32 protein-coding genes and 5 pseudogenes are annotated in these 25227 nt (G+C 63.8%); 16 read left to right on the top strand and 21 right to left on the bottom strand.

Annotation, left to right across the window (positions count from 1 at the left end; all coding sequences use genetic code 11):
* Positions 1 to 275 precede the first annotated feature (275 nt).
* The 3 genes from X760_RS0137450 to X760_RS77150 form a co-directional block, all read right to left on the bottom strand.
* Positions 276 to 827 (bottom strand): terminase family protein, encoded by a 552-nt coding sequence (locus X760_RS0137450; protein WP_245278545.1) that lies wholly within the window; start codon positions 825 to 827, stop codon positions 276 to 278.
* A 79-nt stretch (positions 828 to 906) separates the two neighbouring features.
* Positions 907 to 1305 (bottom strand): hypothetical protein, encoded by a 399-nt coding sequence (locus tag X760_RS0137445; protein WP_023718144.1) that lies wholly within the window; start codon positions 1303 to 1305, stop codon positions 907 to 909.
* Between the two features lie 3 nt (positions 1306 to 1308).
* A complete protein-coding gene (locus X760_RS77150; RefSeq protein WP_023718143.1) occupies positions 1309 to 1716 on the bottom strand; it encodes a hypothetical protein in 408 nt (135 codons plus the stop codon).
* Between the two features lie 399 nt (positions 1717 to 2115).
* Here X760_RS77150 and X760_RS49370 point away from each other — a divergent pair, with 399 nt between their 5' ends.
* Both X760_RS49370 and X760_RS49365 read left to right on the top strand, forming a co-directional pair.
* Positions 2116 to 2934, top strand: a complete 819-nt coding sequence (locus tag X760_RS49370; protein ID WP_023718142.1) for a class I SAM-dependent methyltransferase — start codon at positions 2116 to 2118, stop codon at positions 2932 to 2934.
* Positions 2935 to 3146: 212 nt separating this feature from the next.
* Positions 3147 to 3452: a hypothetical protein gene (locus X760_RS49365; protein WP_023718141.1), complete on the top strand. Its 306-nt coding sequence runs from the start codon at positions 3147 to 3149 to the stop codon at positions 3450 to 3452.
* A gap of 76 nt (positions 3453 to 3528) precedes the next feature.
* Here the strand turns inward: X760_RS49365 and X760_RS49360 are convergent, their stop codons facing one another.
* The 3 genes and pseudogenes from X760_RS49360 to X760_RS49350 form a co-directional block, all read right to left on the bottom strand.
* On the bottom strand, positions 3529 to 3882 hold the full coding sequence (locus X760_RS49360) for a hypothetical protein (protein WP_023718140.1): 354 nt from the start codon (positions 3880 to 3882) through the stop codon (positions 3529 to 3531).
* Positions 3883 to 4104: 222 nt separating this feature from the next.
* Positions 4105 to 4535: pseudogene (locus X760_RS49355) on the bottom strand (DoxX family protein).
* Positions 4536 to 4979: 444 nt separating this feature from the next.
* A complete protein-coding gene (locus tag X760_RS49350; RefSeq protein ID WP_023718139.1) occupies positions 4980 to 5732 on the bottom strand; it encodes a tryptophan 2,3-dioxygenase family protein in 753 nt (250 codons plus the stop codon).
* Positions 5733 to 5888: 156 nt separating this feature from the next.
* Between X760_RS49350 and X760_RS49345 the strand changes: the two genes are divergently transcribed.
* On the top strand, positions 5889 to 6365 hold the full coding sequence (locus tag X760_RS49345; protein WP_031193729.1) for an Lrp/AsnC family transcriptional regulator: 477 nt from the start codon (positions 5889 to 5891) through the stop codon (positions 6363 to 6365).
* Between the two features lie 24 nt (positions 6366 to 6389).
* Here the strand turns inward: X760_RS49345 and X760_RS49340 are convergent, their stop codons facing one another.
* A complete protein-coding gene (locus tag X760_RS49340) occupies positions 6390 to 6863 on the bottom strand; it encodes an Lrp/AsnC family transcriptional regulator (protein ID WP_023718137.1) in 474 nt (157 codons plus the stop codon).
* 111 nt (positions 6864 to 6974) lie between these two features.
* Here X760_RS49340 and X760_RS49335 point away from each other — a divergent pair, with 111 nt between their 5' ends.
* A complete protein-coding gene (locus tag X760_RS49335; RefSeq protein WP_023718136.1) occupies positions 6975 to 7541 on the top strand; it encodes an alpha/beta fold hydrolase in 567 nt (188 codons plus the stop codon).
* Positions 7542 to 7600: 59 nt separating this feature from the next.
* On the opposite strand, the gene X760_RS49330 is transcribed toward X760_RS49335, so the two are convergent.
* The 5 genes from X760_RS49330 to X760_RS76215 form a co-directional block, all read right to left on the bottom strand.
* A complete protein-coding gene (locus X760_RS49330; protein ID WP_023718135.1) occupies positions 7601 to 8554 on the bottom strand; it encodes a prohibitin family protein in 954 nt (317 codons plus the stop codon).
* A gap of 151 nt (positions 8555 to 8705) precedes the next feature.
* Positions 8706 to 9413, bottom strand: coding sequence for a DUF2807 domain-containing protein (locus tag X760_RS49325; RefSeq protein WP_023718134.1), 708 nt, complete (start codon positions 9411 to 9413; stop codon positions 8706 to 8708).
* Positions 9414 to 9459: 46 nt separating this feature from the next.
* Positions 9460 to 10026 (bottom strand): DUF1700 domain-containing protein, encoded by a 567-nt coding sequence (locus X760_RS49320; RefSeq protein WP_023718133.1) that lies wholly within the window; start codon positions 10024 to 10026, stop codon positions 9460 to 9462.
* Positions 10023 to 10349 carry a PadR family transcriptional regulator gene (locus tag X760_RS49315; protein ID WP_023718132.1) on the bottom strand — a complete coding sequence of 109 codons (327 nt, stop codon included), beginning with the start codon at positions 10347 to 10349 and terminating at the stop codon, positions 10023 to 10025. The genes X760_RS49320 and X760_RS49315 overlap by 4 nt, the downstream gene beginning before the upstream one ends.
* Before the next feature lie 169 nt (positions 10350 to 10518).
* The gene (locus tag X760_RS76215; protein WP_023718131.1) at positions 10519 to 10689 is read right to left on the bottom strand and encodes a hypothetical protein; all 171 of its coding nucleotides are present in this window, start codon (positions 10687 to 10689) and stop codon (positions 10519 to 10521) included.
* Between the two features lie 122 nt (positions 10690 to 10811).
* On the opposite strand from X760_RS76215, the gene X760_RS49310 reads away from it, so the two are divergent.
* The 5 genes from X760_RS49310 (at position 10812) to X760_RS49295 (ending at position 12627) form a co-directional block, all read left to right on the top strand.
* Positions 10812 to 11066, top strand: a complete 255-nt coding sequence (locus X760_RS49310) for a hypothetical protein (RefSeq protein ID WP_023718130.1) — start codon at positions 10812 to 10814, stop codon at positions 11064 to 11066.
* Entirely contained in the window at positions 11063 to 11371 is a 309-nt protein-coding gene (locus X760_RS49305; RefSeq protein ID WP_023675703.1) for a hypothetical protein, read from the top strand. The genes X760_RS49310 and X760_RS49305 overlap by 4 nt, the downstream gene beginning before the upstream one ends.
* Positions 11372 to 11382: 11 nt before the next feature.
* Complete coding sequence (locus tag X760_RS49300) at positions 11383 to 11565, top strand: DUF3606 domain-containing protein (protein WP_023675702.1); 183 nt, start codon at positions 11383 to 11385, stop codon at positions 11563 to 11565.
* Between the two features lie 209 nt (positions 11566 to 11774).
* Positions 11775 to 11972 (top strand): hypothetical protein, encoded by a 198-nt coding sequence (locus X760_RS0137435; RefSeq protein ID WP_031193725.1) that lies wholly within the window; start codon positions 11775 to 11777, stop codon positions 11970 to 11972.
* Positions 11973 to 12015: 43 nt separating this feature from the next.
* Entirely contained in the window at positions 12016 to 12627 is a 612-nt protein-coding gene (locus X760_RS49295) for a hypothetical protein (RefSeq protein WP_023718128.1), read from the top strand.
* Positions 12628 to 12642: 15 nt separating this feature from the next.
* Here the strand turns inward: X760_RS49295 and X760_RS49290 are convergent, their stop codons facing one another.
* Positions 12643 to 13548 carry a S1C family serine protease gene (locus X760_RS49290; protein WP_023718127.1) on the bottom strand — a complete coding sequence of 302 codons (906 nt, stop codon included), beginning with the start codon at positions 13546 to 13548 and terminating at the stop codon, positions 12643 to 12645.
* Positions 13549 to 13835: 287 nt separating this feature from the next.
* Between X760_RS49290 and yghU the strand changes: the two genes are divergently transcribed.
* On the top strand, positions 13836 to 14723 hold the full coding sequence (gene yghU / locus X760_RS49285) for a glutathione-dependent disulfide-bond oxidoreductase (protein ID WP_023718126.1): 888 nt from the start codon (positions 13836 to 13838) through the stop codon (positions 14721 to 14723).
* Here yghU and X760_RS49280 read toward each other — a convergent pair.
* Positions 14720 to 15538: a hypothetical protein gene (locus X760_RS49280; protein ID WP_051409634.1), complete on the bottom strand. Its 819-nt coding sequence runs from the start codon at positions 15536 to 15538 to the stop codon at positions 14720 to 14722. The genes yghU and X760_RS49280 overlap by 4 nt on opposite strands.
* 353 nt (positions 15539 to 15891) lie before the next feature.
* Positions 15892 to 16992 carry a KamA family radical SAM protein gene (locus X760_RS49275; protein WP_023718124.1) on the bottom strand — a complete coding sequence of 367 codons (1101 nt, stop codon included), beginning with the start codon at positions 16990 to 16992 and terminating at the stop codon, positions 15892 to 15894.
* A gap of 477 nt (positions 16993 to 17469) precedes the next feature.
* On the opposite strand from X760_RS49275, the pseudogene X760_RS49270 reads away from it, so the two are divergent.
* A pseudogene (locus X760_RS49270) lies at positions 17470 to 17900 on the top strand (methyltransferase domain-containing protein).
* 50 nt (positions 17901 to 17950) lie between these two features.
* Here X760_RS49270 and X760_RS49265 read toward each other — a convergent pair.
* Complete coding sequence (locus X760_RS49265) at positions 17951 to 19573, bottom strand: ABC-F family ATP-binding cassette domain-containing protein (protein ID WP_023718122.1); 1623 nt, start codon at positions 19571 to 19573, stop codon at positions 17951 to 17953.
* A 181-nt stretch (positions 19574 to 19754) separates the two neighbouring features.
* On the opposite strand from X760_RS49265, the gene X760_RS49260 reads away from it, so the two are divergent.
* The gene (locus tag X760_RS49260) at positions 19755 to 20234 is read left to right on the top strand and encodes an Imm8 family immunity protein (RefSeq protein WP_031193722.1); all 480 of its coding nucleotides are present in this window, start codon (positions 19755 to 19757) and stop codon (positions 20232 to 20234) included.
* Between the two features lie 25 nt (positions 20235 to 20259).
* Here the strand turns inward: X760_RS49260 and X760_RS49255 are convergent, their stop codons facing one another.
* Both X760_RS49255 and X760_RS49250 read right to left on the bottom strand, forming a co-directional pair.
* Positions 20260 to 20655, bottom strand: coding sequence for an isochorismatase family protein (locus X760_RS49255; RefSeq protein WP_245278543.1), 396 nt, complete (start codon positions 20653 to 20655; stop codon positions 20260 to 20262).
* Between the two features lie 295 nt (positions 20656 to 20950).
* Positions 20951 to 21862, bottom strand: coding sequence for a LysR family transcriptional regulator (locus X760_RS49250; RefSeq protein ID WP_023718120.1), 912 nt, complete (start codon positions 21860 to 21862; stop codon positions 20951 to 20953).
* A gap of 102 nt (positions 21863 to 21964) precedes the next feature.
* Between X760_RS49250 and X760_RS77855 the strand changes: the two are divergent.
* The 4 genes and pseudogenes from X760_RS77855 to X760_RS49235 form a co-directional block, all read left to right on the top strand.
* Positions 21965 to 22075 (top strand): annotated as a pseudogene (locus X760_RS77855) (SDR family NAD(P)-dependent oxidoreductase); the annotation flags it as partial.
* 26 nt (positions 22076 to 22101) lie between these two features.
* Positions 22102 to 22704 (top strand): annotated as a pseudogene (locus X760_RS49245) (SDR family oxidoreductase); the annotation flags it as partial.
* Positions 22705 to 22738: 34 nt separating this feature from the next.
* Complete coding sequence (locus X760_RS49240; RefSeq protein WP_023718119.1) at positions 22739 to 22942, top strand: 4-oxalocrotonate tautomerase family protein; 204 nt, start codon at positions 22739 to 22741, stop codon at positions 22940 to 22942.
* Positions 22943 to 23039: 97 nt separating this feature from the next.
* The gene (locus X760_RS49235) at positions 23040 to 23504 is read left to right on the top strand and encodes a GFA family protein (RefSeq protein ID WP_023718118.1); all 465 of its coding nucleotides are present in this window, start codon (positions 23040 to 23042) and stop codon (positions 23502 to 23504) included.
* Between the two features lie 39 nt (positions 23505 to 23543).
* On the opposite strand, the gene X760_RS49230 is transcribed toward X760_RS49235, so the two are convergent.
* From X760_RS49230 to X760_RS49225, 3 genes and pseudogenes are all read right to left on the bottom strand, one after another.
* Complete coding sequence (locus X760_RS49230) at positions 23544 to 24314, bottom strand: exodeoxyribonuclease III (protein ID WP_023718117.1); 771 nt, start codon at positions 24312 to 24314, stop codon at positions 23544 to 23546.
* 9 nt (positions 24315 to 24323) lie between these two features.
* Positions 24324 to 24452: pseudogene (locus X760_RS77850) on the bottom strand (alpha/beta family hydrolase); the annotation flags it as partial.
* Positions 24419 to 25042: an alpha/beta family hydrolase gene (locus tag X760_RS49225; RefSeq protein WP_023718116.1), complete on the bottom strand. Its 624-nt coding sequence runs from the start codon at positions 25040 to 25042 to the stop codon at positions 24419 to 24421. The gene X760_RS49225 and the pseudogene X760_RS77850, both read right to left, overlap by 34 nt.
* Positions 25043 to 25227: the final 185 nt, after the last annotated feature.

Raw genomic sequence — 25227 nt, 5'->3', positions numbered from 1 at the left:
GTTTTCACCCTCGCGGCATTGAATCATGGTGGCAGGTGTTGGACGTATGCTGCTGTTCGGTAAGATGTTTTCATGATGGCGGGACAGCGCCCCCTCTGTCCTGCCGGCCATCTCCCCCAAGGGGGGAGATGGCAGCTTCAGCGTCTCGCTTATCCGCAAGCATTGGAGATTGGCGAAAGCCAATGCGACATCCAATCTCCCCACTAGAGGGGGAGATGTCCGGCAGGACAGAGGGGGGCGCGAAGGAACGCGAGTTGCGCGATTTCGCAGCGCTGTCATCCCCTCCCCATCCCTCCCACCTGCTCCGCGGACAAAAACAGCAGCACCACGTCCGACATGCCGAGCAGCGGCGTGAAGGTGACGATGGTGATGCCGCCGGTGGCGTTGGTGCGGGTCAGCCCTTCGGAATAGATGTCGAGCGGCGGCTCCTCGTCGAACCAGACGCCGTGCAGCGTTTCGCCCTGCCATTTCTCGCGGCCTTTCTCGTAGCTCTTGAACGACAGCACCGATTCGTCGGCCTGGACATCGCCGCCGCCGCCCCAGCGCACCACGATGCTGTCGAGCGCGCCCGGCGCCCGTCCCGCCATCGTGCTGACGAGGGCGTCGGCCGGGATCATCCCGGTGCCCCAGGCCGCCTGCTGCTGTGGCGGGCCGATCAGGATGCGCTGCGGGTTGTCGCGCGTGCTTTCACCGGTGACGCCGGCCGCCCACATCCGTACCGCACAATCGAAAACCTTGCCTTGCCACCAATCGGGATAGCGGCCGGTGAGGTGCATCGCCCACTCGGCGCCGCCCGCCCTGGTCTTGCCGAGCTGGTTGCCGGCCATGAACAGGCGCTCGCGATTGGTCGCGCCGGCTGCGTGAAATTCGGCCTGTCGGGGATAAGGCCGATAGGCGGCAAGCTGGTTAGTGCGGCGCCTCCGGTCCAGCTCCGCCAGCAGGCTGAGATATTCCTTCCTTGCCGCCCGGCTGGGCGAAGCCTTTTGCGAAGTCCGGCTTCTCGAGGAACGGCCTAAGGACGGCTTCGAGGCCGCGGATGCGCTGCCTGATTTCGTCATCGCTCAATGCATCCAGATTGTTGATGTTGACACTAAGATCCTTGGGCAGCACCGAGAGCACGAGCTTCAGATACTGATCGGGCTTTTCGGCGCGCACCTCGGCGATGACGCCGGCGCCATGGGCGCGGAAATCGGCGCGGATCGCTTCGAGGAAGCCGTCGGCCAGCGTCTTCTTCGCCCGCTTGGTTCGCTTGCCGGGTGCTTGATCGTGCGGCTGGGGATCGCCGGTGGAAGGAGCCTTGGCCATGCCCTACTCTGCCGTCCCGGCGGAGATCGCCGGCTTCTTGTTGGCTGGCCGCACAATGCGCTTGCGCGGCTTGGCCTTCTTGCCGGCGCGTGCCGACTTCGGCTTGTGCGGCTGGCTCGCCGGCTTCGCATCAGTCAGCGTGCCGGGCTTCATCGCACCGGCGTCAAGCAAGGCATTCAGCCGTGCCCTGAGAATTGCCACCGCCTTGCCGTCGAGTGCTTCCGACGGGAAGCCGAAGCCGCCGACCGCATCGACGATACCGCCACGCAGCATACCGATCCGCACGCCGGCGGCGACCAGTTCGAAGCGGCCGATGCGTGCATAGGGTGCGGCGCCGGCGAACTCGCCAATGGCGCTGACGACCTCGTGGCCGTCATCGTCGGTGATGATGGTGGCGTAACGGTTGGACATGGGGATGTTCTCTGGGGTGGGCGCACGAGCGCGTTGCGGGATTCATGGTTGGTGATTTCGCGGTTCCGACGATCGTCAGGTCGCGTTCCTTCGCGCCCCTGTCCTGCCGGCCCCACAGCTGGCAGCTCACGTAACGTTTGGTCGAAAAGGAAGCCTGAAACAAAAAACCCGCCTCGGCGGGCGGGTCGTTGGAGCCAATTGGCACCATACCCAAATTAGTAGCATAGCTGCCGGCACAAAGCAAGAACAAAATGTGGCATCAGCGGAAAAAAATGCACTGACGACCTCGCACCCTTCATCGGTGGACGGCTGGAAAGAGGGGTTCTTTGGCGAGAAAGGCGGGGCATTGCGTGAGACTTGCGTTGATGGGATGGTGTTTGCGCTTGAGGGGAACGCGTCATGGACAATGTCACCAGTCACTACGGCAGCGACGGCATCATCGATCGCATCTTGGCCGCGATCCCGGACGCCGACCCGGCCGGCAAACTCGCCGCCGCGCAACTCTATCCATTCGATCAGCTCCATGGCCGCGAACTGATCGCCACGCGGGAGCATGCGGCCCGTCTTGCGCCTTCGCCGACAGATCGGATCCTGGATATCGGCAGCGGCATTGGCGGGCCGGCAAGGTTTCTGGCCTCGACCTATGGCTGCCAGGTCGACGGCATCGACCTGACGCCGGCCTTTGTCGCCGCGTCGAGCCGACTGACCGCCCTCAGCGGATTGTCCGACAAGGTTCGCTTCCATCAGGCCGACGCGACGAAATTGCCTTTTGGCGACAGCACCTTCGATGCGGCGATCTGCTTCTATGTCGGCATGAACATCGAGAATAAGGCCGCGGTCATCGACGAGGCCTGGCGCGTGCTGAAACCGCGGGGCAGGCTGATCTGGACCGAGGCCGTGCTCGCCGGCGGCGCGCCATACTACCCCATGCCATGGGCGGTTTCGCCGGCGACCAGTCACCTCGCCGATCGGGAAAAATTGAAAGCCCTGTTTGGCGATGCCGGGTTTCGCATCGACGAGATCGTCGACGAAACCGGCGAACATGTTGAGCTGGCGCTGAAGAGAGCCAATTCCGGCATCGTGCCCTCGCCGGCGCAGCAGCAGGCAAATGAAATCGTCATGGGCGCGGAATTCCTGCAGCGCCGCCGCAACTACATCCGAAGCCTGAGTGACGGAAAGCTCGCCTCGCTCGCCGTGATAGTCTCCAAACCGGCCTGAAACAAAAAACCCGCCTCGGGAGGCGGGTCGTCGGTGTGAATCAGCACCATACCCAGATTAGTAGCATAGCTGCCGGCACAAAGCAAGAACAAAATGTGGCGGCAGCAAAAAATGCGAGGTGGTGGGCGAGGCACACCGGCCGGCGAGACGCCACCGTCCGGATCAGAACAGGCATTCGCGCGTTTGAAGCTTAGCCAATGGGAGCAAAAGCCATGAATGTCGCCAATCTGCAACTCGAAGGCCTGCTTATGGCCATCGCATCGATCAATCAGATGCTGGTCCGCAAGGGCGTGCTCTCTGTCGAGGAGATAGACATCGCCTTGCGCAAGGCCGAAGCCAGCGAGACCAACGAGGAAAGGTCCGAAGGCATGTCGGCGTCGAGCCGCGACGCCGTCAACTTCCCGATCCGACTGCTGGAGTTGGCCAATCAGTGTCAGCCGGAGACGGACATGCCGTCCTTCTCGAAACTGGCGCGCATGGTCGGTCAGATCAAGGAACCTTACAACGACCAGATGTGACGCGGCGATCATAACTGGCGCCGCGATCGGAGTTGACACAGCGATAACGGCTGCCGTGCCGGGCTGGCGGCGACTGCTAGCGGCCCTGCATGATCCTGATGACCTTGCTGTTGTCGGCGGTTGGCGAATGCAGCTTCACATAGTCGGCGTAGGTCAGTCTGCCACTGGCAATGGCATTGCTGATACGGCTGCACAGGGCCGTCTCGTACTTCGCCACGCTCACGTTCATGAACGCAGCGTAAGTCTTCTTTTCGCCGAGCGACGTGGATTTCTCTCTTGCAATGCAGTCCTTGATGACCAGGCGCTTCACGGCAGGGCTGCCTTCAAGCGTGGCATGCATCGTGTTGAATTCGCCTTCGGTCAACGTGGTGCAGCCGGCAAGCAGTGACGCGCCGATCATGGCGGCAGCAAAACGCGTGGCGATGTTCATGAATTCCCCCTCAAGACCCGTGTCTTGCTTAGCCCGTCGAAAGTTGGAAGTACAGAGGGAATGCAGGCGCCTCTACAAAAAGCATAAACCTAGAACGCCCGTTACTTTAGCTGTCGCTTTTATTGCACTCGACCTGCGATGGCCTGAATGACGGGACCCGGCCGTGCTCGATGTCACGACGATGCTGGTGCGGATCGAGACGCCGGATCCGAAATTCCGGCATCACCCCCTGCCAAGCTTCAGCGCCAGGACGCGGCCTGGCCCGTGCACGGCGGCAAACAGCAGCCCGGCCAGGAAGGTGAAATGGTTGACGAAGAAGCCGAACTCCGCCTGGTTGCCGGCCCAGTGCGATGGCCCGTGGAAGGCGAAGCCCAGGAACAGCACATAGGCGCCGGCGACGAGTGCTGCCCAGGAGAAGAAGGCGCCGGTCAGGAAGCATAGGACGAGGACGACCTCGAGCAGGGCTGCGCACCAGGCCAGGAACAGCGGGAACGGAAATCCGGCCGCCGCGATATAGCCGGCGGTGGCGCCGATATCGATGAATTTGAAGGTCACGGCCACAGGAAGACGGCGGCAAAGATCAGGCGGGCGACAAGGATTGCCGCGGTCTGCCACGGCGACTGAACGGATGATTGAGTGGTTTCCAAGGTCATGATGTCCTCCCAAGAGTTGCGACGGTTTCGCCCCAAGGACGCACCACCAGCCGCAAGCCCGACATCATCCCCCGAAAAACCTGCAGGATACAAGCGCGTAGCGGGCCAGACATTGCAGAACCTGGTTCCTCGCCCAATGGAGGCAGGGCGCATATGGGCAAGTGCCCCCTCACCCNCTACACGACGCTCTTCCGATCTTATGGGCAAGTGCCCCCTCACCCGGATTGCCAACCGAATTGCGAAGGGCAATTCGGGGCAATCCGACCTCTCCCCGAGGGGAGAGGAGGTCGCCTGCGTTGATGCCAGCCTCTTCTCCCCAGCGGGGAGAAGGTGGCCGCCCACGGGTCTTGCCTCCGGCAAGCCCGAGGACAGGCTCCGCGGCCGGATGAGGGGGACTCCCTATCGATTGCCTGCCTTTACTAGGGCGAGGAACCAGGTTCAGGACTACCCCACCTTGGCCCCCGGCTTGCTGATCGGCTCCCGTATCGTTCCATGCTGGCTGCCCCAGCGGTCGGTCATCGCCCAGCGTATGTCCCAGAGCTCCGGGAAGAAGCGGTGGCGGGCGCCGGCCTCCAGCAATTCGACCGGCCGGCCCTTCAGCGATTTCGCGCCGAGGCCGATCGTGCGGTGGATGAGGTAGAGGTGGTTGGCGCGGAATTTCTGGAACAGCTCGTCGAACTCGACCAGCGCTTCGGCAACGACATAGCTGTCGCCGTGATCGTAGCCGGCATCGTAGACGTCCTCGACCGAGAGCCCGCGGCCATCGAGGTAGGACGCCTTGAAGGCCCGCCACAGATCGGGCGGCAGCCGCAGCAGCTGCTTGAAGCCCGGCGATTCCTGGCCGCTGCCATTGCCGAGCTGCAACCGGATCTGCTGGTATTCCTTGGGCGACATGGTTTCGAGCAGGTCGAGCTGCGCCGTCATCATGCGCATCAGCCGGTGCACGCGCCCCATCAGCGTGACGATGCGATGCGTGTCCTGCTTTTCCAGGAAATCGACGACGTCGACCAGCGTATAGGCGATGAGCTTCATCCACAGTTCCTCGACCTGATGCACGATCTGGAACTGCAGCTCGTCGGCATTGACCATCTCGGCCAGCGGCTTCTGGCAGGCGAGCAGCCTGTCGCATTTGAGGTAGACGCCATAGTCGCGCATCTCAGGCGTTTCGATGCGGGCATAATAGTCCTGCTTGTCCATGGCCATGCTCCTTGCCCCGGCCGTCGGGCCGCAGGCGCTTGTTGGGTCCCGGTCCCCGAGTCTAATCGCTTTCTTGCCGAACATTGTCCCTTTCTGTTATTCGGCTGGCGGGAAACAAAGGACAAAAACTGCATCTGAAGCGGAAGGAAAGAACGAATGCTGCTGGATGCGGTCGACCGGAAGATCGTCGCGGCGCTCGAACGCGATGCCCGCATCTCCTTTGCCGCGCTCGCCGACGAGGTTGGCCTGAGCAAGACGCCGTGCTGGAAGCGGGTCAAGGCGCTGGAGGACGCCGGCGTCATCCGCGGCTACTCGACCCGCATCGACCCGGCCAAGCTCGGCTTCGGCATCGAAGCCTTTATCCAGGTGTCGATCGATTTCGAGCTGTCGGACGCCTTCGAGGCGGCGGTGCAGAAGCATCCGCTGATCCGCCGCTGCCACGCCACGACAGGCGAGGCCGACTATCTCCTGCAGATCGTCACCGTCGACATGATGGCGCTCGACAGGATGCTGCGCGAGGAACTCAGCCGGTTACCCGGCGTGCGGCGCACGATTACCTCGATGGCGATGCGCGAGATCAAGGGCGGCATCTCGTTCGCCAATGCCGTCGGGCATACGCAGACAAAGCGATAGACGGGCGGCGGGGCGGCGCCCCGGTCAGGCTCTCGTCACCAATTCGCGCCCCAGCCGCTTCGGTGGCTCGGCGCGCAGAACCACATTTGTCGTCACCGTGCCGTAGTGGCCGATGCTGTCGACGATGCTTTCAAGGTCGGGCGGTGACGGGACTACGACTTTGACCAGAAAACAGTCCTCCCCGGTCACGCGCAGCACCTCGATCACCTCCGGCAACTGGGCGAACTTCTTCAGGCAGGCCTGGATATGCTCATGCGTGGTGCGCAAGCGGATGACCGCCATGGTGCCGAGCCCGAGCGCTGCCGAATTGATCACCGCCTTGTAACCGGTGATGACGCCGCGCTCCTCCAGCCGCTTCACCCGTTCCGAAGCGGCGGGCTGGGACAGGCCGACGCGGCGGCCAAGCTCGGAGATGCCGATGCGGCCATCCTCCTGCATGATCTCGATGATCGCCAGATCGGTGGGATCGAGCCTTGGCCGATAATCGCCGTTCCGCATGATCACCTTTAATCCATCGGATTTCTTCGCTGCTTTCCGATGATCTCTCATTCCGCCGCCTGGGAGAAGACCTAGAATTGCGCGCGTTGCATCAGGAGAGAAGGGCTTCGCATGACCGAATTCATCATTGTGCCGGGCATCGGCGGATCGGGCAAAGCCCACTGGCAGACACGTTGGCAACAGGCGGACCTGGCGATGCGGCGGTTCAGCCCGGCGAGTTGGGACGCGCCGGACTTCGACGACTGGGTGGCTGCGCTGGAAGCCGCTGTAGGCCCGGCAAGGACACCACCGGTGCTCGTCGCCCATAGCCTCGGCTGCCTGCTGGTCGCGCACTGGCAGCGGATCTCGCCCCGCGAGGTCGGCGGCGCGTTGCTGGTTGCGGTTCCGGACCCTGCGTCGCCGGCCTTCCCCTCCTCCGCCCGCGCCTTCGCCGAGACACCGCAACAACGGCTTCGCTTTCCCTCGCTGATTGTCGCCAGCACCAACGATCCCTACGGCTCGCTGGACTATGTCAGGGCAAAATCCGAGCGCTGGGGCAGCGATCTCCATATCGCCGGACCGCTTGGCCACATCAATGGCGACAGCGGGCTCGGCGACTGGCCGGCGGGAATAGAGCTGCTGACGGCTTTTCTCGGGCAAACGCAAGCAAGCGCCCGAGGCGCCGTGCTTCAGCCGTGACCGCATCAGGACGGCTACCGCGCCGCCGCCCTGACCTGGTTGCGCCGCGATGCCGCGCCTCAGTTCGATGCTGCGGCCGGCGAGCTGAGTTCGAGGAACGGTACGGTTGAGCCCGGGATCATCGACTTCGGCAATTCCCCGTTCCATCTCTCCGCCTTGGTCAGTTCGACCAGCAGCGGATTGTTGGCGATTGCGGCGGCGCGGGCCTTGATGGCTTCCGCGGTCGCCTCGCCTTCGATCCTGGTCTTGTAGGCGCTGGCTTCGGCTTCGGCCTTGACGCTGTCGGCGCGGCCCTTGGCCTGGGTGACGGCGATGTCGGCCTTGATCTTTTCCTGCTGCAGGTTTTGTTCCTGCTTCTGCACCTCGACCTGCGCCGTCATCCTGGCTTCGACCGCCTGCTCGTAGGCGTCGGAGAAGTCGATGTTCTCGACCTGCACGCTGTCGATCATCACCGGGCCATCGGTTACCGCCGCAATGGCCTCGGCGACGTCCTTGTTGAACTTCGCCCGGTTCTGGATCACCGACACCGCGTCGTACTGGCCGAACACCGTCTTGATTTCCTGCGGTGCTTTCCTGGCGATGACACGGTCGGCCAGTGCCTCGATCGACCCGTAATTGGTGTAGACGTTGCTGACTTCGGCGGCCGGCACGTGGAAATTGACGGTGACGCGCATGTCCGCCGGCTGCTGGTCGCGCGAATAGGCCTGCATGGCCGGCAGGCCGCTGCAATCGTTCTGGTTCTCGCAGCCCCATTTGAGCACCTGCTGGCGCAGGCTGATCTTCTCGACGCGCTGCAGCCATGGCAGCTTGAAATGCAGCCCGGGATCGACGACCGAGCTCAGCGCCCCGTTGGTCAAGAGCACGCCGCGGTCGCCCTGGTCGATCGTGTACCAGGATCCCAGGAGCGCAAAGACGCCGAGCGCCACGATGACGAGGGCGATCAGGCCGGAACCGATCGACGCCGTCCCCGGCTTGCCCTGCGGACGGCCCGAATTGCCTTGCGTATCGGTCATTGCCCCACCCCAACTTGATTGCCCGTGCTGGTTTTGCCCACAATAGTGGCGGCATTGCAATCCTCTGGACATGGAAGGATGTTCGCGCCGGCCGGTCGGACCGGCCGGGTGGTTCGGGCCGGCCAGGGCAATTCCCTACGCCGAAATTGCTTTACGGCACCTGCGTAATGCTGCCGCTGCCTCTGACCTCCGAACGCCGCATGGTCGGGTGCCCATAGACGTCGACGTCACCGCTGCCGGAAATCGTGACGTCCGCAACCGCTTGTGCGGTAATCTCCGCATCGCCGCTGCCGCGGATCTCGATCCGCGCGGATTGGGCGATAAGGTTCCTGAGCCGGCCGGTGCCCGAACCGCGGATATCCAGATCGACCGTCTGGGCGGTTCCGGTTGCGGTAACGCTGCCGCTGCCGCGGATGTTCAGCTGCAGCCCGGGCTGATTGATCTGCGACAGGGCAAGGTCGCCGCTGCCGACCACTTTCCAGTCTGAAATTGCCGGCCCCGACACGCTGACATCGAACCGGGACGCGAACCAGCCCGGTTCGCAATCCAAGGTGAGCCTGCTGCCTTCCATCCGCACATGGTCGATCAGGGTCGACTCGCCGCTGACGACGGCCTCGGCCTTGTCACCCGGCTGATAACGGACTGAAGCCGGCAAAGCGATCGTGAAACTGCCGTCGTTGCGGAACGGCAGCGTGACCTCTTTTCTGGTCGATGTGGTTGCTCCGCAGGTGGATTGTCCGCCAATCCATGAACCCCCGGCGTTGATCCAGTCCGGCCCGGCCAGCCCGATGCCGACGGCCAGGAAGAGCGCGGCGCCGGCCAGTCCCGCCGCTGCGACGAATGCCAGTTTTCCAGTCATGGTCCGTTTCCTTCAACGTGATGACAAATTGCGATCTTGGCACCGCTCAAGCCTGGTTGCGGTCCGGGTGGGTCAGACGGGAATGCATCCGGGCATAGCGCCCGAAGACCTGTATGCCGGCGCTCGACCCCAGCAACAGCAGGGCGCCGCCGCCGAGGAACCCGCACACCAGTCCGGCGCCGATGAAGACGCGGCCAAGCATCGCCGTGAGCGTGCCGCCGGGCTCGAACAGCAGCGTGGTCAGAATGATCTTGATGCCCAGCGCACCGATGGCGACAAGCGTGATGCCAAGGCCGAGCGCAAGCACGACCGCGGTGATGAGCAGCGGCAGCAGGAAGACGATGTCGACGAAGGCAAGGCCGGCAAGCGCGAACGTCGCCGCCAACATGTTCGACACGCTCCAATGAGTTTCAAAACGGCGCAGCCCAGCTTCGGCGCGGAGTTCGCGGGCAAGCCTGGCCGGGTCACCCAGGGCCGCCGCGACCTCCGCTTCGCTGCGGCCCGAGGCATCGGCGAAATGGGCGGCGTAGTCGCCAATAATATCCTCGATCTCCTGAGTTGGCAGGCCGGCGAGCCCCAGTCTCAATTTTCGCAGGAAGGCATCCCTGGTCATGGCAAATCCTCAAGAAGTTTGTCGACTGCGCCCGCGAGCGAGCGCCAGTCGCGGCGATGAGCTTCGAAAGCCTGCTGGCCGAGCGGCGTGAGCCGGTAATATTTGCGCGGCGGCCCGCTGCTCGACTCGACGATGCGGGTGGCGACGAGGCCGTCATTCTGCATCCGCCGCATCAGCGGATAGATCGTGCCTTCTCCCATGTTCACAGCGGCGACCAGCGTGCTGGCGATCTCGTAGCCATAGCTTTCGCCCCGCGACAGCACGGCCAGGACGCACAACTCGAGAGCGCCTTTTCGCAACTGCACCTGGATCGAGTCGGTCATGCGTAACTTCCAATTCAATGGCTGTATATAACATGCTACCTGTTTATGCAAGGTAGCGATTGGTAGCTCGCCATCAGGCTAGGCGGACAATGGAGATTGGCTTTGAAAACCGTTTGTCTGTTTGACGCAGTTTCGGACGGAAAACCGCCGACACTTTTCTGGAACCGCTTTAGCGGACTTCCACTCCAGCCGCAGCGTCGCGCTGGTAGGCGTTGCCTGACGCGTCCTTCTGCCGTTCGGCATCGCTTTTGCGCTTCGGGCAATCCTCGTAATTGTGGTCGCGCCCACCGCAGTAGGAGCAGCATTTTGCCGGCGCGTCGGAGCGAAGCATCGTTGGCATGCACAAGAATGCACGAAAACCCGACAGATTGCTAAGGCTGCGGCACCGGCAAGGTCGATTTCGCCACGGAACCGCTGCCGTCGCATGAAAGTTATCTGCTCATTGCAACCGGAGCACAGGACATGGCCGACGACCAGAACCGCTACGAGACCGGAGCGAGGAAATATCCGGCAAAGACGAGCCCCGACGCGGCCGACGAATTCTCGCAGGATGCGGCCGGCAACAAGCCACCTCCCGGCGGCATGGGATTGACCAGGCCGGCTGACGATTTCGACGACAAGACCCGGCATTCGGAGGGCCAGAACCCGCCGCGCGCAGCGATCCGTCCAGACGGCAAGGCTACCGTCAAGAAGCCCGGCAAGGATGCAAGACGATGAACGTCGCCAATCTCCAGCTCGAAGGACTGATGATGGCAATCGCGGCCGTCAACAACGCGCTGGTCCACAAGGGCCTGTTGTCGGTCGACGAAGTCGACATGGCGTTGCGCCGGGCCGAGGCGGCGATGACCAGCGACGAGCGTCTCTATGAAGACATGTCGCCGTCCAACCGCGACGCCGTCTGCTTTCCGCTCAGGCTGCTGCAGGCGGCCAACAATGCCCAGGGCGAAACCGGCGTGCCGTCCTTTGCCGAACTGGCCAGGATGGTCGGCCGGACCAAGGAGCCCTATAACGACCAGATGTGATGGAGGACGCCATGGCCGACGACAAATCCAAGACCAAGCAGGATCGCAAACTGGTCTCCGGCGAAGAGCCATACGAGGTCGCTGCGTTTGCCCGCAAATACGGCATACCGCAAAGCGAGGCCGCGACCATTATCAAGCGCTACGGCCCCTCGAGGAGGAAGCTCGACGCGCATATGGCGAGCCGCAACGCCTGATCCACGTTGGCGGCCGGCGCCGCTCACGCCAGAAGCGTCCCTGCCCTGCCGCCTTGTCGAGATCCGCCCCGCCGGGCGGCCTGCTGTGTGTCAGGCTCGCCGCTGCGGGATTCAACGCCTGGTTTTGATAGCCGTGGAATACTCTCGCGGCGCAACAACTCATTTACCTCGACACTGTACCAGTCCGGTGAGCAAAGCCGGGGGGTCGGATGCAGGAACAACTATTGCGCTACGAATGTGTCTTGGAGCCGAACGGACGATGGATGGTGTGGGACATCGTTCACGATCTGCCGGCGCAATTTTCGCAGATCGCGCTGATCGGCCTGAGCCGTCGTGAAGCGGTTTCGCTCTGCCGGCTGCTCAACGAGACGAGCCGTTCCGAGACGCGGCAGAGCCGGGCCTCCTGAGAAGCGCGTGCGTCTCAGGCCTGCCCAAGCTCGGGGGATTTACATGCGATCGACAATATTCGGTCTGGTCCTGTTGCTGCCGGCCGCCGCCCTGGCGGAGCCGATCGAGACCCAGAAGATCATCACGGCGGCGACCGGCGACTGGAACGGCGATGGCGCCGCCGATCTGGCGATGATCGTTGAGACCGAGCCCGGCTATTCCATGGACCTGCATTTGTTCCTCAGGGACCGCGACGGCAATTTTCTCAGGCCTGCCGGGGTCGTGCATGAACAGATTTACGCGGAATGGAAGGACTACGACCGGCCAGGCCCCGCCACATCCGACGCCGAGCCCGAACTCACCGCGCTCCCCAACGGCTCGATCAAGCTCTATATTCCGGCGATGGAGATCGGCAGCGAGCGGACCAACAAGACGCTGACGCTCGCCTGGCGCAACGGCACGTTCGTCGTCGCCGGTTTCGCCTACGAATATTGGGATTACATGGACGACAATGTTGCCGGCGACTGCGACTACAATGTGCTGACCGGCAAGGGCAAAAGCAGCAAGAAGCTGGCGGACGGCACCACCAGGCACGCGACCGTATCGGTCGAAGGCAAGGTCATCCCGTTCGCGGAGTGGACCCCAGGCACTGGCTTCAGCGCTTGCGGAGCGTGAGAGGTTTCGGTTGCCTCACTGCAGCGGCGGCTTCCACAGCAGGCTGTTGCGATCGGCGGATTTGACGCGCAGCCAGGTTTCGCGGCCGTCGCGCAGCACGCGGATCGGGATCTCGGCGCCCGCCGGGCCGCTCTTCCACAGCTTGCGATAAAAATCGGCGAGCCCGTCGACCGCCGCGTCGCGGACATCCGAGATGACGTCGCCCTGGCGTAGGCCCGCCTGGGCGGCCGGGCCGCCCTCGGCGACGCTCATCACCACGACCTTGCCGTCGCTCTCGGCCGAGAAGGCGCCGAGCCACGGCCGCGGCGGCCTGGCGACCTGGCCGCGCGTCAGGAGATCGTCGAGGATAGGCGGCAGCAGATCGATCGGCACCACCATGTTGATGTCGGCGACCTCACCGTTGCGGCTCATCTGCAGGCGCAGCGAACCGATGCCGAGCAGCCTGCCATCAGCGCCGATGAGGCCGGCGCCGCCCCATGAGGGGTGGGCCGGCGCCGTGAAGATCGCTTCGTCGAGCAGATATTCCCAATAGCCGGCGAATTCCTGCTTGGTGACGATCTGCGCCCGCACCGAGCGGCCGACGCCGTCGGCGAGCACGACGGGATCGCCGATCTTCGCCCTGGACGCATCACCGAGCGCAATGGCGGGCAGTCCGAGCGGCGCCAGCGCCTGCACCAGGCCGAAGCCCGATTCCTGATCGTAGGCGAGCGCATGGGCGGGCACCACGCGGCCGTCCTGGTCGGCCAGCCAGACCTCCTCGGCCTCGGTGATGAGATAGCCGATGGTGAGCACCAACCCGTCGCCGCGGATGACGACGCCGCTGCCTTCGCGGCGGGTGCCCAGCGCGTCTGCCGTGAAGGCGTCTTCGGGGACGGTGGCGCGGACGGCCACGATGGATCGCAAAAGGGGCTCGATATTCATGCTTTGGTTCCTGGCAATGTTCGCAGGCTGATATGAGGTTCGCAGGCCGATATGGGCTATAGGTATGGCGCAGGTGACCAGGCGCAAGAGGCGGCGCCGGCTTTGGTGTGGACCGGCGCCTCGCCGTTGGCGCCGGGGTTTTGCAACAGCGCCGGCCGCCCTATCTGTACCTACGGCTATCCGAAGCTGTCCTATGCAAAGTTCCTCCTCCATCACCCAAGTTGATACCCTGAGATCCTCCCCAATCCTTCCAATCCCCAATCCTTCCAATCCAAAGGCCTCCCGACATGAACGACTACACAACGGACCAATATACGCCGCCAAAAGTCTGGACCTGGAACAAGCCAAATGGCGGCGCTTTCGCCAGCATCAACCGGCCGATCGCCGGCCCGACGCATGACAAGGAACTGCCGGTCGGCAAGCATCCGCTGCAGCTTTATTCGCTGGCGACGCCGAACGGCGTCAAGGTGACGATCATGCTGGAGGAGCTTCTGGCGCTCGGCCACAGCGGCGCCGAATACGACGCCTGGCCGATCAGGATCAATGACGGCGACCAGTTCGGCAGCGGCTTCGTCAAGGTCAACCCCAACTCCAAGATCCCGGCCATGATGGACCGCAGCGGCGAAAAGCCGATCCGCATCTTCGAATCCGGTTCGATCCTGCTCTATCTCGCCGAAAAATTCGGCGAATTCCTGCCGACAGAGCAGCCGGCTCGTGCCGAAACCCTGTCATGGCTGTTCTGGCAGATGGGGTCGGCGCCCTATCTCGGCGGCGGCTTCGGCCATTTCTATGCCTATGCGCCGATGAAGATCGAATATGCCATCGACCGCTTCGCCATGGAGACCAAGCGGCAGATGGACGTGCTTGACCGGCGCCTGGCCGAAAGCGAGTATTTAGGCGGCAGCGACTACACGATTGCCGACATCGCGGTGTGGCCCTGGTATGGCGGCCTGGCCAAGGGCCGCATGTATGATGATTCCGGCGAGTTCCTGCAGGTGGAAGAGTACAAGAACGTGCAGCGCTGGGCCGACGCCATCGACGCCCGGCCAGCGATCAAGCGCGGCCGCATGGTCAATCGCACCTTCGGCGAGCCTTCGATGCAGCTGCACGAGCGCCATGACGCCAGCGATTTCGAGACGAAGACGCAAGACAAGCTCGAGGCGGCCAAAAGCTAAGCGGATGCCACGCCGATCTCCCCCCTCGTGGGGGAGATTGGCAGCTTCGGCTGGCTCGCCTCCACCGCCGCCATCCACAGCCGGTCGATATCGGCCAGGAATTTCTCGTCGAGCTTGTCGAGGTGCTTCCAGTACATGCCGTCCTCGAAGAAATAGCCGAGTTCCTTCTCGATCCTGTCGGCCTCCTCCGCCTGATCGAGTTGCAGGCCGGCAAGCATCTCCGCCTTCATTTCCGAAAGCTGCGAGGAAGACAGCGCGCCGAGTTCGTCGAGCGTCAGCCGCGGGAAGATCAGCCGGCTGCGCGGCAGGTCGGATAGGTTGACGCACAGGCACCCGCGCCGGAGCGCATGGATGAGCAGGCGGGCCGACTTCGCCTCGAGGTTGCGCAGCGTGACGTCGTTGCGCAAAGGGTCGGCGCGGCCGACGCCGTAAAAATGCGTGTTGCCGGGCTGGTCGTAGATCATGTCGCAGCCAAGGAATGCCAGCACGTCGGGCTTCTGGCTGTGGATCGTCCAGTAGGCCGCCGTCATCGACATGGTGCCGCCGGCATAGACGAAGCCGCCAAAGCTGTTTTGCGCCGGAACGTAATGCGAGGCGCTGAAGATCTGCGCCTGCTGCAGGGGATCGCCTTGCGGCATCCGCTCCGCCGGGAAATCGCCGGCATGGACGAGGAAATCCCAGTCGGGGCGCACGCGCCAGGCATTGTTGATGGCGACGATCTTGCCGAAGGCCTGCTTGGGCCAGGCCGCGCAGCGCACCACATCGGGGGCGCTGCCGATCAGCAGAATCACGTTTGGCGTTCCGTCGATCACCATACCCCCTCTCGACCGACCGAAATGCATCTCAAGGCCGCCCGGTTGAACGGCTTTATAGCCTCAACGCCGCATCGAAACACCAGCCGGATTTAGGCTGACATCAACAAAAGGGAGCTTTGCCAGCCGGTTGTAAAGTGTGGCCTCAGGCACCGTCGTACAAGCAGGAGGCAGGTTTTCCCGCTAGCCCAAAACCGACGATATGAGTTGGGCGATATATATTAGTTGACTAAACTAGCGGAACGTCCAATGCACATTCCCAGAACCGAACATGTCCTGTCTAGACCATGATATCTATATGGGACATTACTACATAAGCTGAACGCGACCTCGACGGTTCGGTGGCTGCGCGTCCCCTACTCCCCAGCAACCTCCCTGTACGCCCTCACAACCCCATCAAGCCCACGTATCTGCCACGTCTCCCCGTCCCGCGCCTCGAGATAGGACCGGCCGAGCGGCACTTTCCCTCCGCCGTCCGGCAGGTCCAGCACATAGACGGGGTTGCAGATGCCCGACAGGCGCGCACGCAAGGCGCTGACCAGCGCCTGGCCCTCGGCGATCGTGGTGCGCCGGTGCGCCATGCCGCGCGCGAGATCGCCGTGGTGCAGGTAATAGGGTTTGACGCCAAGGCGGTACATCAGCTCGCGGCACAGCTCTTCCAGCACCTCGACCGTGTCGTTCACGCCTTTCAGCAGAACGCTCTGGTTCAGCAGCACGAAGCCGCCCTGCCTTAAAGTACGGCAGGCCCGCTCGGTCGCCTCGGTGATCTCGCGCGGATGGTTGAAATGGGTGACGACCGTGACCATCAGCCGGCCCTGCAAGGCTTGAACCAGCCCGCCGGTGACGCGCGAGGGCAGCGCCACGGGCACGCGGGTGTGGATGCGCAACAGCCGCACATGCTGGATCGCCTCGACGCGGGCGCGGATTTCCGTCAGCGCCTTGTCCGGCAGGGAGAGCGGATCGCCGCCGGTCAGAATCACCTCGCGGATTTCCGGATGGGACTCGATGTAGGCGAACGCCGGCTCCAGCGCCTCGCGCGAAAAACCCCGGCCGATCGAGGTCAGCGACTCCTTGCGAAAGCAGAACCGGCAATAGACCGCGCATTGATAGGTCGGGAACAGCAGAACCCGGTCGGCATGGCGATGCGTCAATCTCGGCACCGGACTGAAGGCGTGGTCGGCGATCGGATCGTCGAGCTCGCCCTCCTGCTCCGTCAGTTCATTGGGCGACGGGATGACCTGAAGCCGTATCGGATCGGCCGGGTCGCTCCAGTCGATCAGGTCGAGATAGGCCTTGGGAATGCGAACCTTGTGACGCATGGCCGCGGCTTCGGCCGCCGCGCGCTCGGCAGGCGACAGCGGCAGGGAATCCAGATCGCCTATGTGCCGCACGCCCTCGCGAACATCGTCCTGCCATGCGGCATCCGCCTCGTCGGCACGCTCGTCATCGGCTGTCATGCCGGCCGCATCGACGGCCATGCTGGCGTCGGGGATGTCGGGATGTGAGGTCATGGAGGCTCCTTGAATTCGGGCTGGGTACAGCATTGGAGCCACGACTTGAAGGCAATAAGCGGTGTTGGGCCGGTTGGAGTGCGCGGCAGGAGGCGGCGGCCGTCCACTGATCAGAAACCAACGTCCCGCCCGCTGACGCATAACATTAGCTTGCTCTTATATTAGCTTGAGCGTATACACATAAACGGCCGGTAATCTACCCCCCACCGGTTAGGCTCGGCGCCAGTCCCTCCCTACCCCTCAGGTCAACGACGCCGGGCCGCTCGGCCGCCGCAATTGAGGCGACCGACCAGTTCTCTTCGATGTTGATCATGTCCCTCCTCGACCCGGCAGCTGGGTGAATGCATCGGCGATGTCCGCGTCTCTTCCCGTCGCCGGCCGCGGTCGCTAATCTCGGATCGCGAAAAAGCTGGAGAACAGGGAATGGCGAACGACTTGTCGCCAAGGCTTTTGGCGATCATCAACGCGCTGCCTTTGCGGCCGGGCATGCGCGTGCTGGAGATCGGCTGCGGACCAGGTGCTGCGGCGCGCGAGATCGCGCGCCGGATCGGCGGCGGGCATGTGCTGGCGATCGATCGCTCCGCCAAGGCCATCGCACAGGCCGGAGCCGCCTCGCGCGCCGAGATTGCGGCAGGCCGGTTGAGTCTTCGCCAGGTCGCGATCGAAGATTTCGAGTTGGAGGCCGACGAGAAGCGCTTCGACATTGCCGTTGGGTGCGCGTCGGCGCGCTGGACGGTCGTCATCCCGAAGCGGGAAAAATCGCCCTGCAACGGCTCGGCGCTGTGTTGACCGCGCAAGGCCGGCTGTTCATCGACGGCGGCGATCCGCTGCGCGAAATTGCGATACACGGCTGAACAGCTCGTGCTTAGCCTCAGGAATCGAGCGGCAGAGCTGGGTCCGCGCCTCAGCTCCTCAACCCCGGCGCCTCCTGCCCGGTGCGCTCGACATACTCCGTATAGCCGCCGCCGTAGGTATGAATCCCCTCGGGCGTCAGTTCCAGCACCCGGTTCGACAGCGCCGCCAGGAAATGCCGGTCATGCGAGACGAACAGCATGGTCCCCTCGTACTGCGACAGTGCCGTGATCAGCATCTCCTTGGTGGCGATGTCGAGGTGGTTGGTCGGCTCGTCCAGCACCAGCAAATTGGGCGGATCGAACAGCATCAGTGCCATCACCAGCCGCGCCTTCTCGCCGCCCGACAGCACGCGGCATTTCTTCTCGATCTCGTCGCCGGAAAAGCCGAAGCAGCCGGCCAGCGCCCTGAGCGGCGCCTGGCCGGCCTGCGGAAACGCGTCTTCCAGCGTCTGGAACACGGTGCGCTCGCCCTCCAGCACTTCCATGGCGTGCTGGGCGAAATAGCCCATCTTGACGCTCGGGCCGCGCGCCACCGTGCCATTATCCGGCTCGGAAGCGCCAGCCACCAGCTTCAGCAGCGTCGACTTGCCGGCGCCGTTGATGCCCATCACGCACCAGCGCTCGCGGCGACGCACCTGAAAATCCAGCCCCTCGTAGATCGAGCGGCTGCCATAGCCCTTGTGCACGTTCTTCAGCGTCACCACGTCCTCGCCGCAGCGCGGCGCCGGCTGGAAATCGAACGACACTTTCTGGCGCCGCTTGGGCGGCTCGACACGGTCGATCTTGTCCAGCTTCTTCACCCGGCTCTGCACCTGGGCGGCATGTGACGCCCGCGCCTTGAAGCGCTCGATGAAGGCGATCTCCTTGGCCAGCATCGCCTGCTGGCGCTCGAACTGCGCCTGCTGCTGCCGGTCGGCAATCGCCCGCTGCTGCTGGTAGAATTCGTAGTTGCCGGAGTAAGCGGTCAGCGAGCCGCCGTCGATCTCGACCACCTTGTTGACGATGCGGTTCATGAACTCGCGGTCGTGCGAGGTCATCAGCAGCGCGCCGTCATAGTTCTTCAGGAACTGCTCCAGCCAGATCAGACTTTCGAGGTCGAGATGGTTGCTCGGCTCGTCGAGCAGCATGGCGTCGGGCCGCATCAAAAGGATCCTGGCCAGCGCCACGCGCATTTTCCAGCCGCCGGACAGCTTGCCGACGTCGCCGTCCATCATCTCCTGGCTGAAGCCGAGCCCGTCCAGCACCTCGCGAGCCCGCCCATCCAGCGCATAGCCGTCGAGCTCCTCGAAGCGGTGCTGCGCCTCGCCGTAGCGGGCGATGATCTCGTCCATCTCACCGGCGCGATCGGGGTCGCCCATGGCGTGCTCGAGCTCGCGCATCTCGGCCGCCACTTCGCTCACCGGCCCGGCGCCGTCCATCACTTCGGCAACGGCGCTGCGGCCTTCCATGTCGCCGACATCCTGGCTGAAATAGCCGATGGTGACGCCGCGATCGACCGAGACCTGGCCCTCGTCGGGCTGCTCCTCGCCGTTGATCATGCGAAACAGCGTCGTCTTGCCGGCGCCGTTAGGCCCGACCAGCCCGACCTTCTCGCCCTTCTGCAACGCGGCGGAGGCTTCGATGAAGACGATCTGCCGGCCGTTCTGCTTGCTGATATTTTCGAGACGTATCATGCTTCCACGCGAGGCTTCAGGGATTTCCCCGCGCCTTACGCGATCGGCCCCCTCAGAGGAAGCCTGCAAATCATGAACGCCTGCGCCAAATCCCCCAAAGCCTTCAGGGTCGATGGACATCGATTGCCCGGCCGAGAATTGGTCACTACCTTGCGGTGATTGCAAGCTTGCAAAGACGGCCATGTCAAATATCGTCTATCCATCCCGGCTGAGGTTGAGAGGCGTTAGCGCAGGGAATCTCGGTCCAATATTGAAAAACGGTCATCTTGTTACGGAAAGCCTGATCAGCGAGGGGTGTACCGAGCAGGAAATCCGCTCCGGCATGAAAATCCCGGACAGCGAGAAAATACTGGAACAGTGGCGGCCGACGGATCCCAAGAGCTTCGCTCTAGCACTAACCCTGGCGATCGGGTGGGACGAGGATATTGGAAGCGATTACTTCGAGGTGTACGTCATCGCTAACCAGATCAGAGACCAGATAAATCTCAATCGGCGCGCGGTCATCTTCGTCGAAGAGTTTGACTGGCCCAGTCTCAAACAAAGCCTCCTCAACATTCTCGATAAAATGCGAAGGAACAACGTGGAAGGAAAGCGTCCGCGCATTACGAAAACGCTTCGAATGGGAATACGACGGAATGGCCGCATACGAGTCTTGGCTTAAGTAGCCCTGCCGAATGAGCCGGCGATCAGCTATCGGTAAGGGCCTTTGTCGTCGCCAGCTTGACCCCGGCGGCGGCAAATGCCGCATTGTGCCGGACGATGATCTCCGCCGCGGTCTCGCTGGTGGTGTCGAGCGTGCTGTGGGCGTCGGAAACCACGGTGACGCCCAGGCCCGCCGCAAAGGCGCCCTTCACCGTGGCCGCCACGCAAAAATCGGTCTGCGCGCCGATCAGAATGACCTCGCCGGCGCCCTGCCCGGCCACCCATTCTGCAAGGGCTGCATTGCTGAACGCATCGCCGACACGCTTGGCGGAAGTCGGCTCGTCCTCGGCCTGGCCGAGCGCCGGCCACACCGGCCAGCCCGGCTCTGCGGGCCGTCGTGCCTGATGAAGGCGATCTTGCGCCCGCTCAGCCGTGCCCATTCGATCAGCGCGCGGGTGCGGGCAACCATGCCGTCGGCATCATGGATCGGCGGCTCGGCAACGCCGTCGAACATGCCGGTCTGAAGGTCGATCACGATCAGCGGCGCAGTGGCCGCGGGGCTGGTCCCTGACATGGATGCGAGCATAGCGTGGGTGGTAGGTGGGTCAAGGATGCTCGGCGCCGCCGTTGAAGCCGCCGATCTCCCCCCTCGTGGGGGAGATGTCCGGCAGGACAGAGGGGGGCGTGAAGGATCGCGGTCCTTCGCAAAGTAGCCCGGCGGCCCCCGGTGCACGATCACACCCGGCCCGATGTCCCATCCTCGCCAAAAATCCCGGTCACCCAGTCGATGAACGCGCGTACCCGCGGCGCGAGCTGGCGGTTCTGCGGGTAGAGCGCCGACAGCGGTGTCGGTGACGGCGGGTAGTCCGGCAGCACTTCGACAAGCGTGCCGCGTGCGAAATCCCCGGCGAAGCGGTAATGCGGCGCCTGCACCAGGCCGAAGCCGAGACGCGCCAGCTCCGCCATCGTGTCGGAGCCGTTGACCGTCACCCGGTTGGGCAGGCTGACATAGCGCAACGCGCCGCCAACGGTGAATTCGAGCGGCATGACCTCGCCGGTCCGCGACGAGCGGAAGCCGACCATCAGATGGCCTTCGAGATCGTCGGGGGTTGCCGGCATGCCGTGCTNGTGCTTTTCGAGATAGGCGGGGCTGGCGCAGGTGACTTCGCGCAATGTTGCCACCCGCCGCACGATCATGCCGCTGTCGGCCTGTTCGCCGGAACGCAGCACGCAGTCGATGCCCTCGCGCACCAGATCGACCAGCCGGTCGCCGTCGCCGATATGCAGGTCGATCCCGGGATAGCGGTCGAGGAACTCGGAGAGCCGCGGCAGGATGAAATGGCGGGCCATGAAGCCATGCACGTCGATCCTCAAAAGGCCCTGCGGCTGCGCCGATTGAAAGCCTGCCTCGGCATCCTCGACATCGGCAAGGATGGCGAGGCAGCGCTGGTAATAGGCCTGGCCGTCCAACGTCGGCGTGACATGGCGCGTGGTGCGTTCGAGCAGCCTGACCCCCAGCCGCGCCTCCAGGCCCTTGATCGCCTCGGTGGCGGTCGATCGCGACATCGACAGATCGGCGGCCGCCGCAGTGAAGCTGCCGCGCTCGATCACACGGGCAAGCAGGCGCATCCGGTCGAGACTGTCCATCGCCATTGTTCGCCATATCCGAATGGTGTTGGCAAGTCCCGGGCGATTATCCCGCAAGATTTATCACCTATTTTCAGTCGACAAAAATTTTGGAGAGCTGACATGATTACGCGGAATGGAAAGGTGGCACTGGTAACCGGCGCCTCGAAGGGCATCGGTGCCGAAATTGCCAGGCGGCTGGCGCGCGACGGCTTTTCGGTCGTCATCAACTATGCCAGAGGCGCAGAAGCCGCCGAAGGCGTGGTGCGCGAGACGAGGCGGCAGGCGGCACGGCGATCGCAGTTCAAGCCGATGTCGGTGATCCCAAGGGGGTCGCGCATCTGTTCGACGCAGCCGAGCAGGCCTTTGGCGGCCTCGACGTGCTGGTCAACAATGCCGGCATCATGAAGCTCGCGCCGATCGCGCAGACGGACGACGCCGGTTTCGAGCAACAGGTCGCGGTGAACCTCGGCGGCGTCTTCCGCGGCATGCGCGAGGCCGCAAGGCGGCTGCGCGAGGGCGGCCGCATCATCAGCTTCTCGTCCAGCGTGGTCGGGCTCTACCAGCCGACCTACGGTGTCTACGCTGCCACCAAGGCCGGCGTCGAGGCGATGACCCATGTGCTGGCCAAGGAACTCGGGCCGCGCGGCATCACCGTCAATGTCGTGGCGCCGGGGCCGGTGGCCGCCGAACTGTTCCTCGGCGGCAAGTCCGAGGCACTGGTCGAAACGATCACCAGGATGATCCCGCTCGGGCGGCTCGGCCAGCCCGCCGACATCGCCGGCGTGGTGTCGTTCCTCGCCGGACCGGACAGCGGCTGGGTCAACGGCCAGGTGCTGCGCGCCAATGGCGGCACGGTCTGACTTTACCTCCAACAATCAACAGGAAATCGACATCATGCCGTTTGCAAATTTCAAGGTGCCTGAGCGCGCGCTGTCCGCCGGACAGAAGGAGGACCTCGTCCACAAGACCACAGCCCTGTTCGTCGAGATGTTCGGCGAAGGCATGCGCCCCTACACGATGGTGCTGATCGAGGAGGTCGCCGATGGCGGCTACGGCCGCGCCGACGTGGTGTTCACGATTCCTGGGGGAAGGACGTGAAGCTGCCGATCTCCTGCCTTCTGGGACCCTCAAGGGTGAGATTGCAGCTTGGCGGTCGCGCGCTAGATCGCTGGCAGAGGCTAAGGCGAGGCCAGCGATGGACGATTGGAAGCTACCTTGGGACGGCGGTTGCTTGTGCGGTGGAATACGCTTTCGCATCAGCGCGCCGCCCTTGCTGACGACGGCGTGTCACTGCACCGGCTGCAAGAAGCTGAGCGCCAGCGCGTATTCCCTGACCATCGCTGTGCCCAGCGACGGTTTCGCCATGACGCAAGGCGAGCCGGTGGTCGGCGGCCTGCACGGCCCGCACCGGCAGCTCTATTGCCCGCACTGCAAGAACTGGATGTTCACGCGTCCGCATGGCCTGGATTTCCTTGTCAACGTGCGCGCGACCATGCTGGACGAGCACCATTGGTACGTGCCCTTCGTCGAAGTCTTCACTTCGGAAAAGCTGCCCTGGGCTTCGACCGCCGCTACCTACAGTTTCGCTACTCAGCCCGACCTTGAGGGATACGCCCCTTTGATCGAGGCGTTCGCCCGCGGAGCGGCGCGGCCAACCTGACTGGTTGCCGCCCGGAAAGGCGGCGCCAGCTTTCGTGCCTCACTTCAACTCCAGCCAGACCGGCGCGTGGTCGCTGGCGCCGACCTCGCCGCGCACGTCGCGGTCGATGCCCGCCGCTACTAGCCGGCGCGACAGCTTCTTGCTGAGCAAGATATGGTCGAGCCGCAGGCCGGCATCGCGCGGCCAGCGATTGCGGCGATAGTCCCAGAATGTGTAGAGCGTCTCCGTCGGGTGCTTCTTGCGCAGCGCATCAAGCCAGCCCTGGTCGAGCAGCCGCTGGAACGATGCCCGGCTTTCCGGCTGCACCAGCGCGTTGTCGTCATAGGAGCGGGTCGGGTAGATGTCGCGCGGCTCGGGCACGATGTTGTAGTCGCCGGCCAGCACCACCGGCAGGCCGGTGTCGAGCAACTGCGCCGCATGCGTCTCCAGCCTTTCGTGCCAGGCCAGCTTGTACTGGAATTTCGGGCCGGGCTGCGGATTGCCGTTCGGCGCGTAGAGGCAGGCGACGAGGATGCCGTTGACCGCCGCTTCGATGTAGCGCGCCTGCTGGTCGCCGTCGTCGCCGGGCAGCGCCTCGCGCGTCAGCACCGGCTCCGAGCCACGCGAAAGGATGGCGACGCCGTTCCAGGTCGGCTGCCCGACCCACACCGCCCCGTAGCCGGCCGCCGCAAGCGCGGTGCGCGGAAACTGCGTCTGCCTGGCCTTGAGCTCCTGCAGGCAGGCGATGTCGGGTTTGGCGGCGGCCAGCCATGCGAGCAGGTTTGGCAGCCGGCCGTTGATGTTGTTGACGTTGAAGGTGGCGATCTTCATCGGCCTGCTTCAGCGCACGATCCGTTCGGTCCACGCCTTCACTGCATCAGCCAGCGTCTTCAGATGATCGGCGGTGGAGAAGCCGGAGATGTTTTTGCGCGGCTTCAGATCATGGTCGCCGTCTTCCAGCCAGAAGATNGATCGGCGGTGGAGAAGCCGGAGATGTTTTTGCGCGGCTTCAGATCATGGTCGCCGTCTTCCAGCCAGAAGATCTCGATTGCGTCGGACAGAGCATAGGTCGCGACCTCGTCTTTGGTCCCGAACTCGTCGCGCCTGCCCTGGAAGACCAATGTCGGCGTCTTGAGGTCGGCGAGGTGTTTTGTCCGAAGCTGCGTCGGTTTGTCCGGCGGATGGAAGGGATAGCCGAGACACAGCAGCCCTGAAATCTCGCCCTTTGAAAACATCTCGTCGGCGATCATCGAAGCGACGCGTCCGCCCATCGACTTGCCGCCGATGATGAGCGGACCCTTCACGCCCTTCGCCCTGAGATCGGCGATTGCCTTGATATATTCCGGGTTAACCGTCTCGGCGCGCGGCGGCGGCTTGCGATGGCCGTAGCGGCGGGCCGCCATGTAGTGGAACTCGAAGCGCGCAACGCGGAAGCCGGCCTCGGCCAGCGCTTTTGCCGTCGCGGTCATCGAGGGCGAATCCATCGGCGCCCCGGCGCCATGGGCGAGCAGGATGGTGATTGGGGCGGTGTCGGGGCCGTCGAAGAGGAAGGTCGTCATGGGGTGGCCCGCAGATGAAGGCCGAGTTCCTTCGCACCCCCCTCTGGCCTGCCGGCCATCTCCCCCGCAAGGGGGGAGATTGGATGTCGCCATCGCTTTCGCCAATCACCAACGTTGGAAGGCGGGCGGTAAGGAGAAGCTGCCGATCTCCCCCCTTGCGGGGGAGATGTCCGGCAGGACAGAGG

Origin of the sequence: Mesorhizobium sp. LSHC420B00 (genome assembly GCF_000503055.1) — a bacterium.
Classification (GTDB): Bacteria; Pseudomonadota; Alphaproteobacteria; order Rhizobiales; family Rhizobiaceae; genus Mesorhizobium.
Note: the sequence above shows the minus strand (reverse complement) of the source record. Positions and strands in the feature narration are given on the sequence as shown.

What these genes read in the sequence shown, in the direction of transcription:
- X760_RS0137450 (WP_245278545.1), bottom strand. Translation starts at nt 827, where the DNA reads ATGGCCGGCAACCAGCTCGGCAAGACCAGGGCGGGCGGCGCCGAGTGG.
- X760_RS0137445 (WP_023718144.1), bottom strand. Translation starts at nt 1,305, where the DNA reads ATGGCCAAGGCTCCTTCCACCGGCGATCCCCAGCCGCACGATCAAGCA.
- X760_RS77150 (WP_023718143.1), bottom strand. Translation starts at nt 1,716, where the DNA reads ATGTCCAACCGTTACGCCACCATCATCACCGACGATGACGGCCACGAG.
- X760_RS49370 (WP_023718142.1), top strand. Translation starts at nt 2,116, where the DNA reads ATGGACAATGTCACCAGTCACTACGGCAGCGACGGCATCATCGATCGC.
- X760_RS49365 (WP_023718141.1), top strand. Translation starts at nt 3,147, where the DNA reads ATGAATGTCGCCAATCTGCAACTCGAAGGCCTGCTTATGGCCATCGCA.
- X760_RS49360 (WP_023718140.1), bottom strand. Translation starts at nt 3,882, where the DNA reads ATGAACATCGCCACGCGTTTTGCTGCCGCCATGATCGGCGCGTCACTG.
- X760_RS49350 (WP_023718139.1), bottom strand. Translation starts at nt 5,732, where the DNA reads ATGGACAAGCAGGACTATTATGCCCGCATCGAAACGCCTGAGATGCGC.
- X760_RS49345 (WP_031193729.1), top strand. Translation starts at nt 5,889, where the DNA reads ATGCTGCTGGATGCGGTCGACCGGAAGATCGTCGCGGCGCTCGAACGC.
- X760_RS49340 (WP_023718137.1), bottom strand. Translation starts at nt 6,863, where the DNA reads ATGCGGAACGGCGATTATCGGCCAAGGCTCGATCCCACCGATCTGGCG.
- X760_RS49335 (WP_023718136.1), top strand. Translation starts at nt 6,975, where the DNA reads ATGACCGAATTCATCATTGTGCCGGGCATCGGCGGATCGGGCAAAGCC.
- X760_RS49330 (WP_023718135.1), bottom strand. Translation starts at nt 8,554, where the DNA reads ATGACCGATACGCAAGGCAATTCGGGCCGTCCGCAGGGCAAGCCGGGG.
- X760_RS49325 (WP_023718134.1), bottom strand. Translation starts at nt 9,413, where the DNA reads ATGACTGGAAAACTGGCATTCGTCGCAGCGGCGGGACTGGCCGGCGCC.
- X760_RS49320 (WP_023718133.1), bottom strand. Translation starts at nt 10,026, where the DNA reads ATGACCAGGGATGCCTTCCTGCGAAAATTGAGACTGGGGCTCGCCGGC.
- X760_RS49315 (WP_023718132.1), bottom strand. Translation starts at nt 10,349, where the DNA reads ATGACCGACTCGATCCAGGTGCAGTTGCGAAAAGGCGCTCTCGAGTTG.
- X760_RS76215 (WP_023718131.1), bottom strand. Translation starts at nt 10,689, where the DNA reads ATGCCAACGATGCTTCGCTCCGACGCGCCGGCAAAATGCTGCTCCTAC.
- X760_RS49310 (WP_023718130.1), top strand. Translation starts at nt 10,812, where the DNA reads ATGGCCGACGACCAGAACCGCTACGAGACCGGAGCGAGGAAATATCCG.
- X760_RS49305 (WP_023675703.1), top strand. Translation starts at nt 11,063, where the DNA reads ATGAACGTCGCCAATCTCCAGCTCGAAGGACTGATGATGGCAATCGCG.
- X760_RS49300 (WP_023675702.1), top strand. Translation starts at nt 11,383, where the DNA reads ATGGCCGACGACAAATCCAAGACCAAGCAGGATCGCAAACTGGTCTCC.
- X760_RS0137435 (WP_031193725.1), top strand. Translation starts at nt 11,775, where the DNA reads ATGCAGGAACAACTATTGCGCTACGAATGTGTCTTGGAGCCGAACGGA.
- X760_RS49295 (WP_023718128.1), top strand. Translation starts at nt 12,016, where the DNA reads ATGCGATCGACAATATTCGGTCTGGTCCTGTTGCTGCCGGCCGCCGCC.
- X760_RS49290 (WP_023718127.1), bottom strand. Translation starts at nt 13,548, where the DNA reads ATGAATATCGAGCCCCTTTTGCGATCCATCGTGGCCGTCCGCGCCACC.
- yghU (WP_023718126.1), top strand. Translation starts at nt 13,836, where the DNA reads ATGAACGACTACACAACGGACCAATATACGCCGCCAAAAGTCTGGACC.
- X760_RS49280 (WP_051409634.1), bottom strand. Translation starts at nt 15,538, where the DNA reads ATGGTGATCGACGGAACGCCAAACGTGATTCTGCTGATCGGCAGCGCC.
- X760_RS49275 (WP_023718124.1), bottom strand. Translation starts at nt 16,992, where the DNA reads ATGACAGCCGATGACGAGCGTGCCGACGAGGCGGATGCCGCATGGCAG.
- X760_RS49265 (WP_023718122.1), bottom strand. Translation starts at nt 19,573, where the DNA reads ATGATACGTCTCGAAAATATCAGCAAGCAGAACGGCCGGCAGATCGTC.
- X760_RS49260 (WP_031193722.1), top strand. Translation starts at nt 19,755, where the DNA reads ATGTCAAATATCGTCTATCCATCCCGGCTGAGGTTGAGAGGCGTTAGC.
- X760_RS49255 (WP_245278543.1), bottom strand. Translation starts at nt 20,655, where the DNA reads ATGGGCACGGCTGAGCGGGCGCAAGATCGCCTTCATCAGGCACGACGG.
- X760_RS49240 (WP_023718119.1), top strand. Translation starts at nt 22,739, where the DNA reads ATGCCGTTTGCAAATTTCAAGGTGCCTGAGCGCGCGCTGTCCGCCGGA.
- X760_RS49235 (WP_023718118.1), top strand. Translation starts at nt 23,040, where the DNA reads ATGGACGATTGGAAGCTACCTTGGGACGGCGGTTGCTTGTGCGGTGGA.
- X760_RS49230 (WP_023718117.1), bottom strand. Translation starts at nt 24,314, where the DNA reads ATGAAGATCGCCACCTTCAACGTCAACAACATCAACGGCCGGCTGCCA.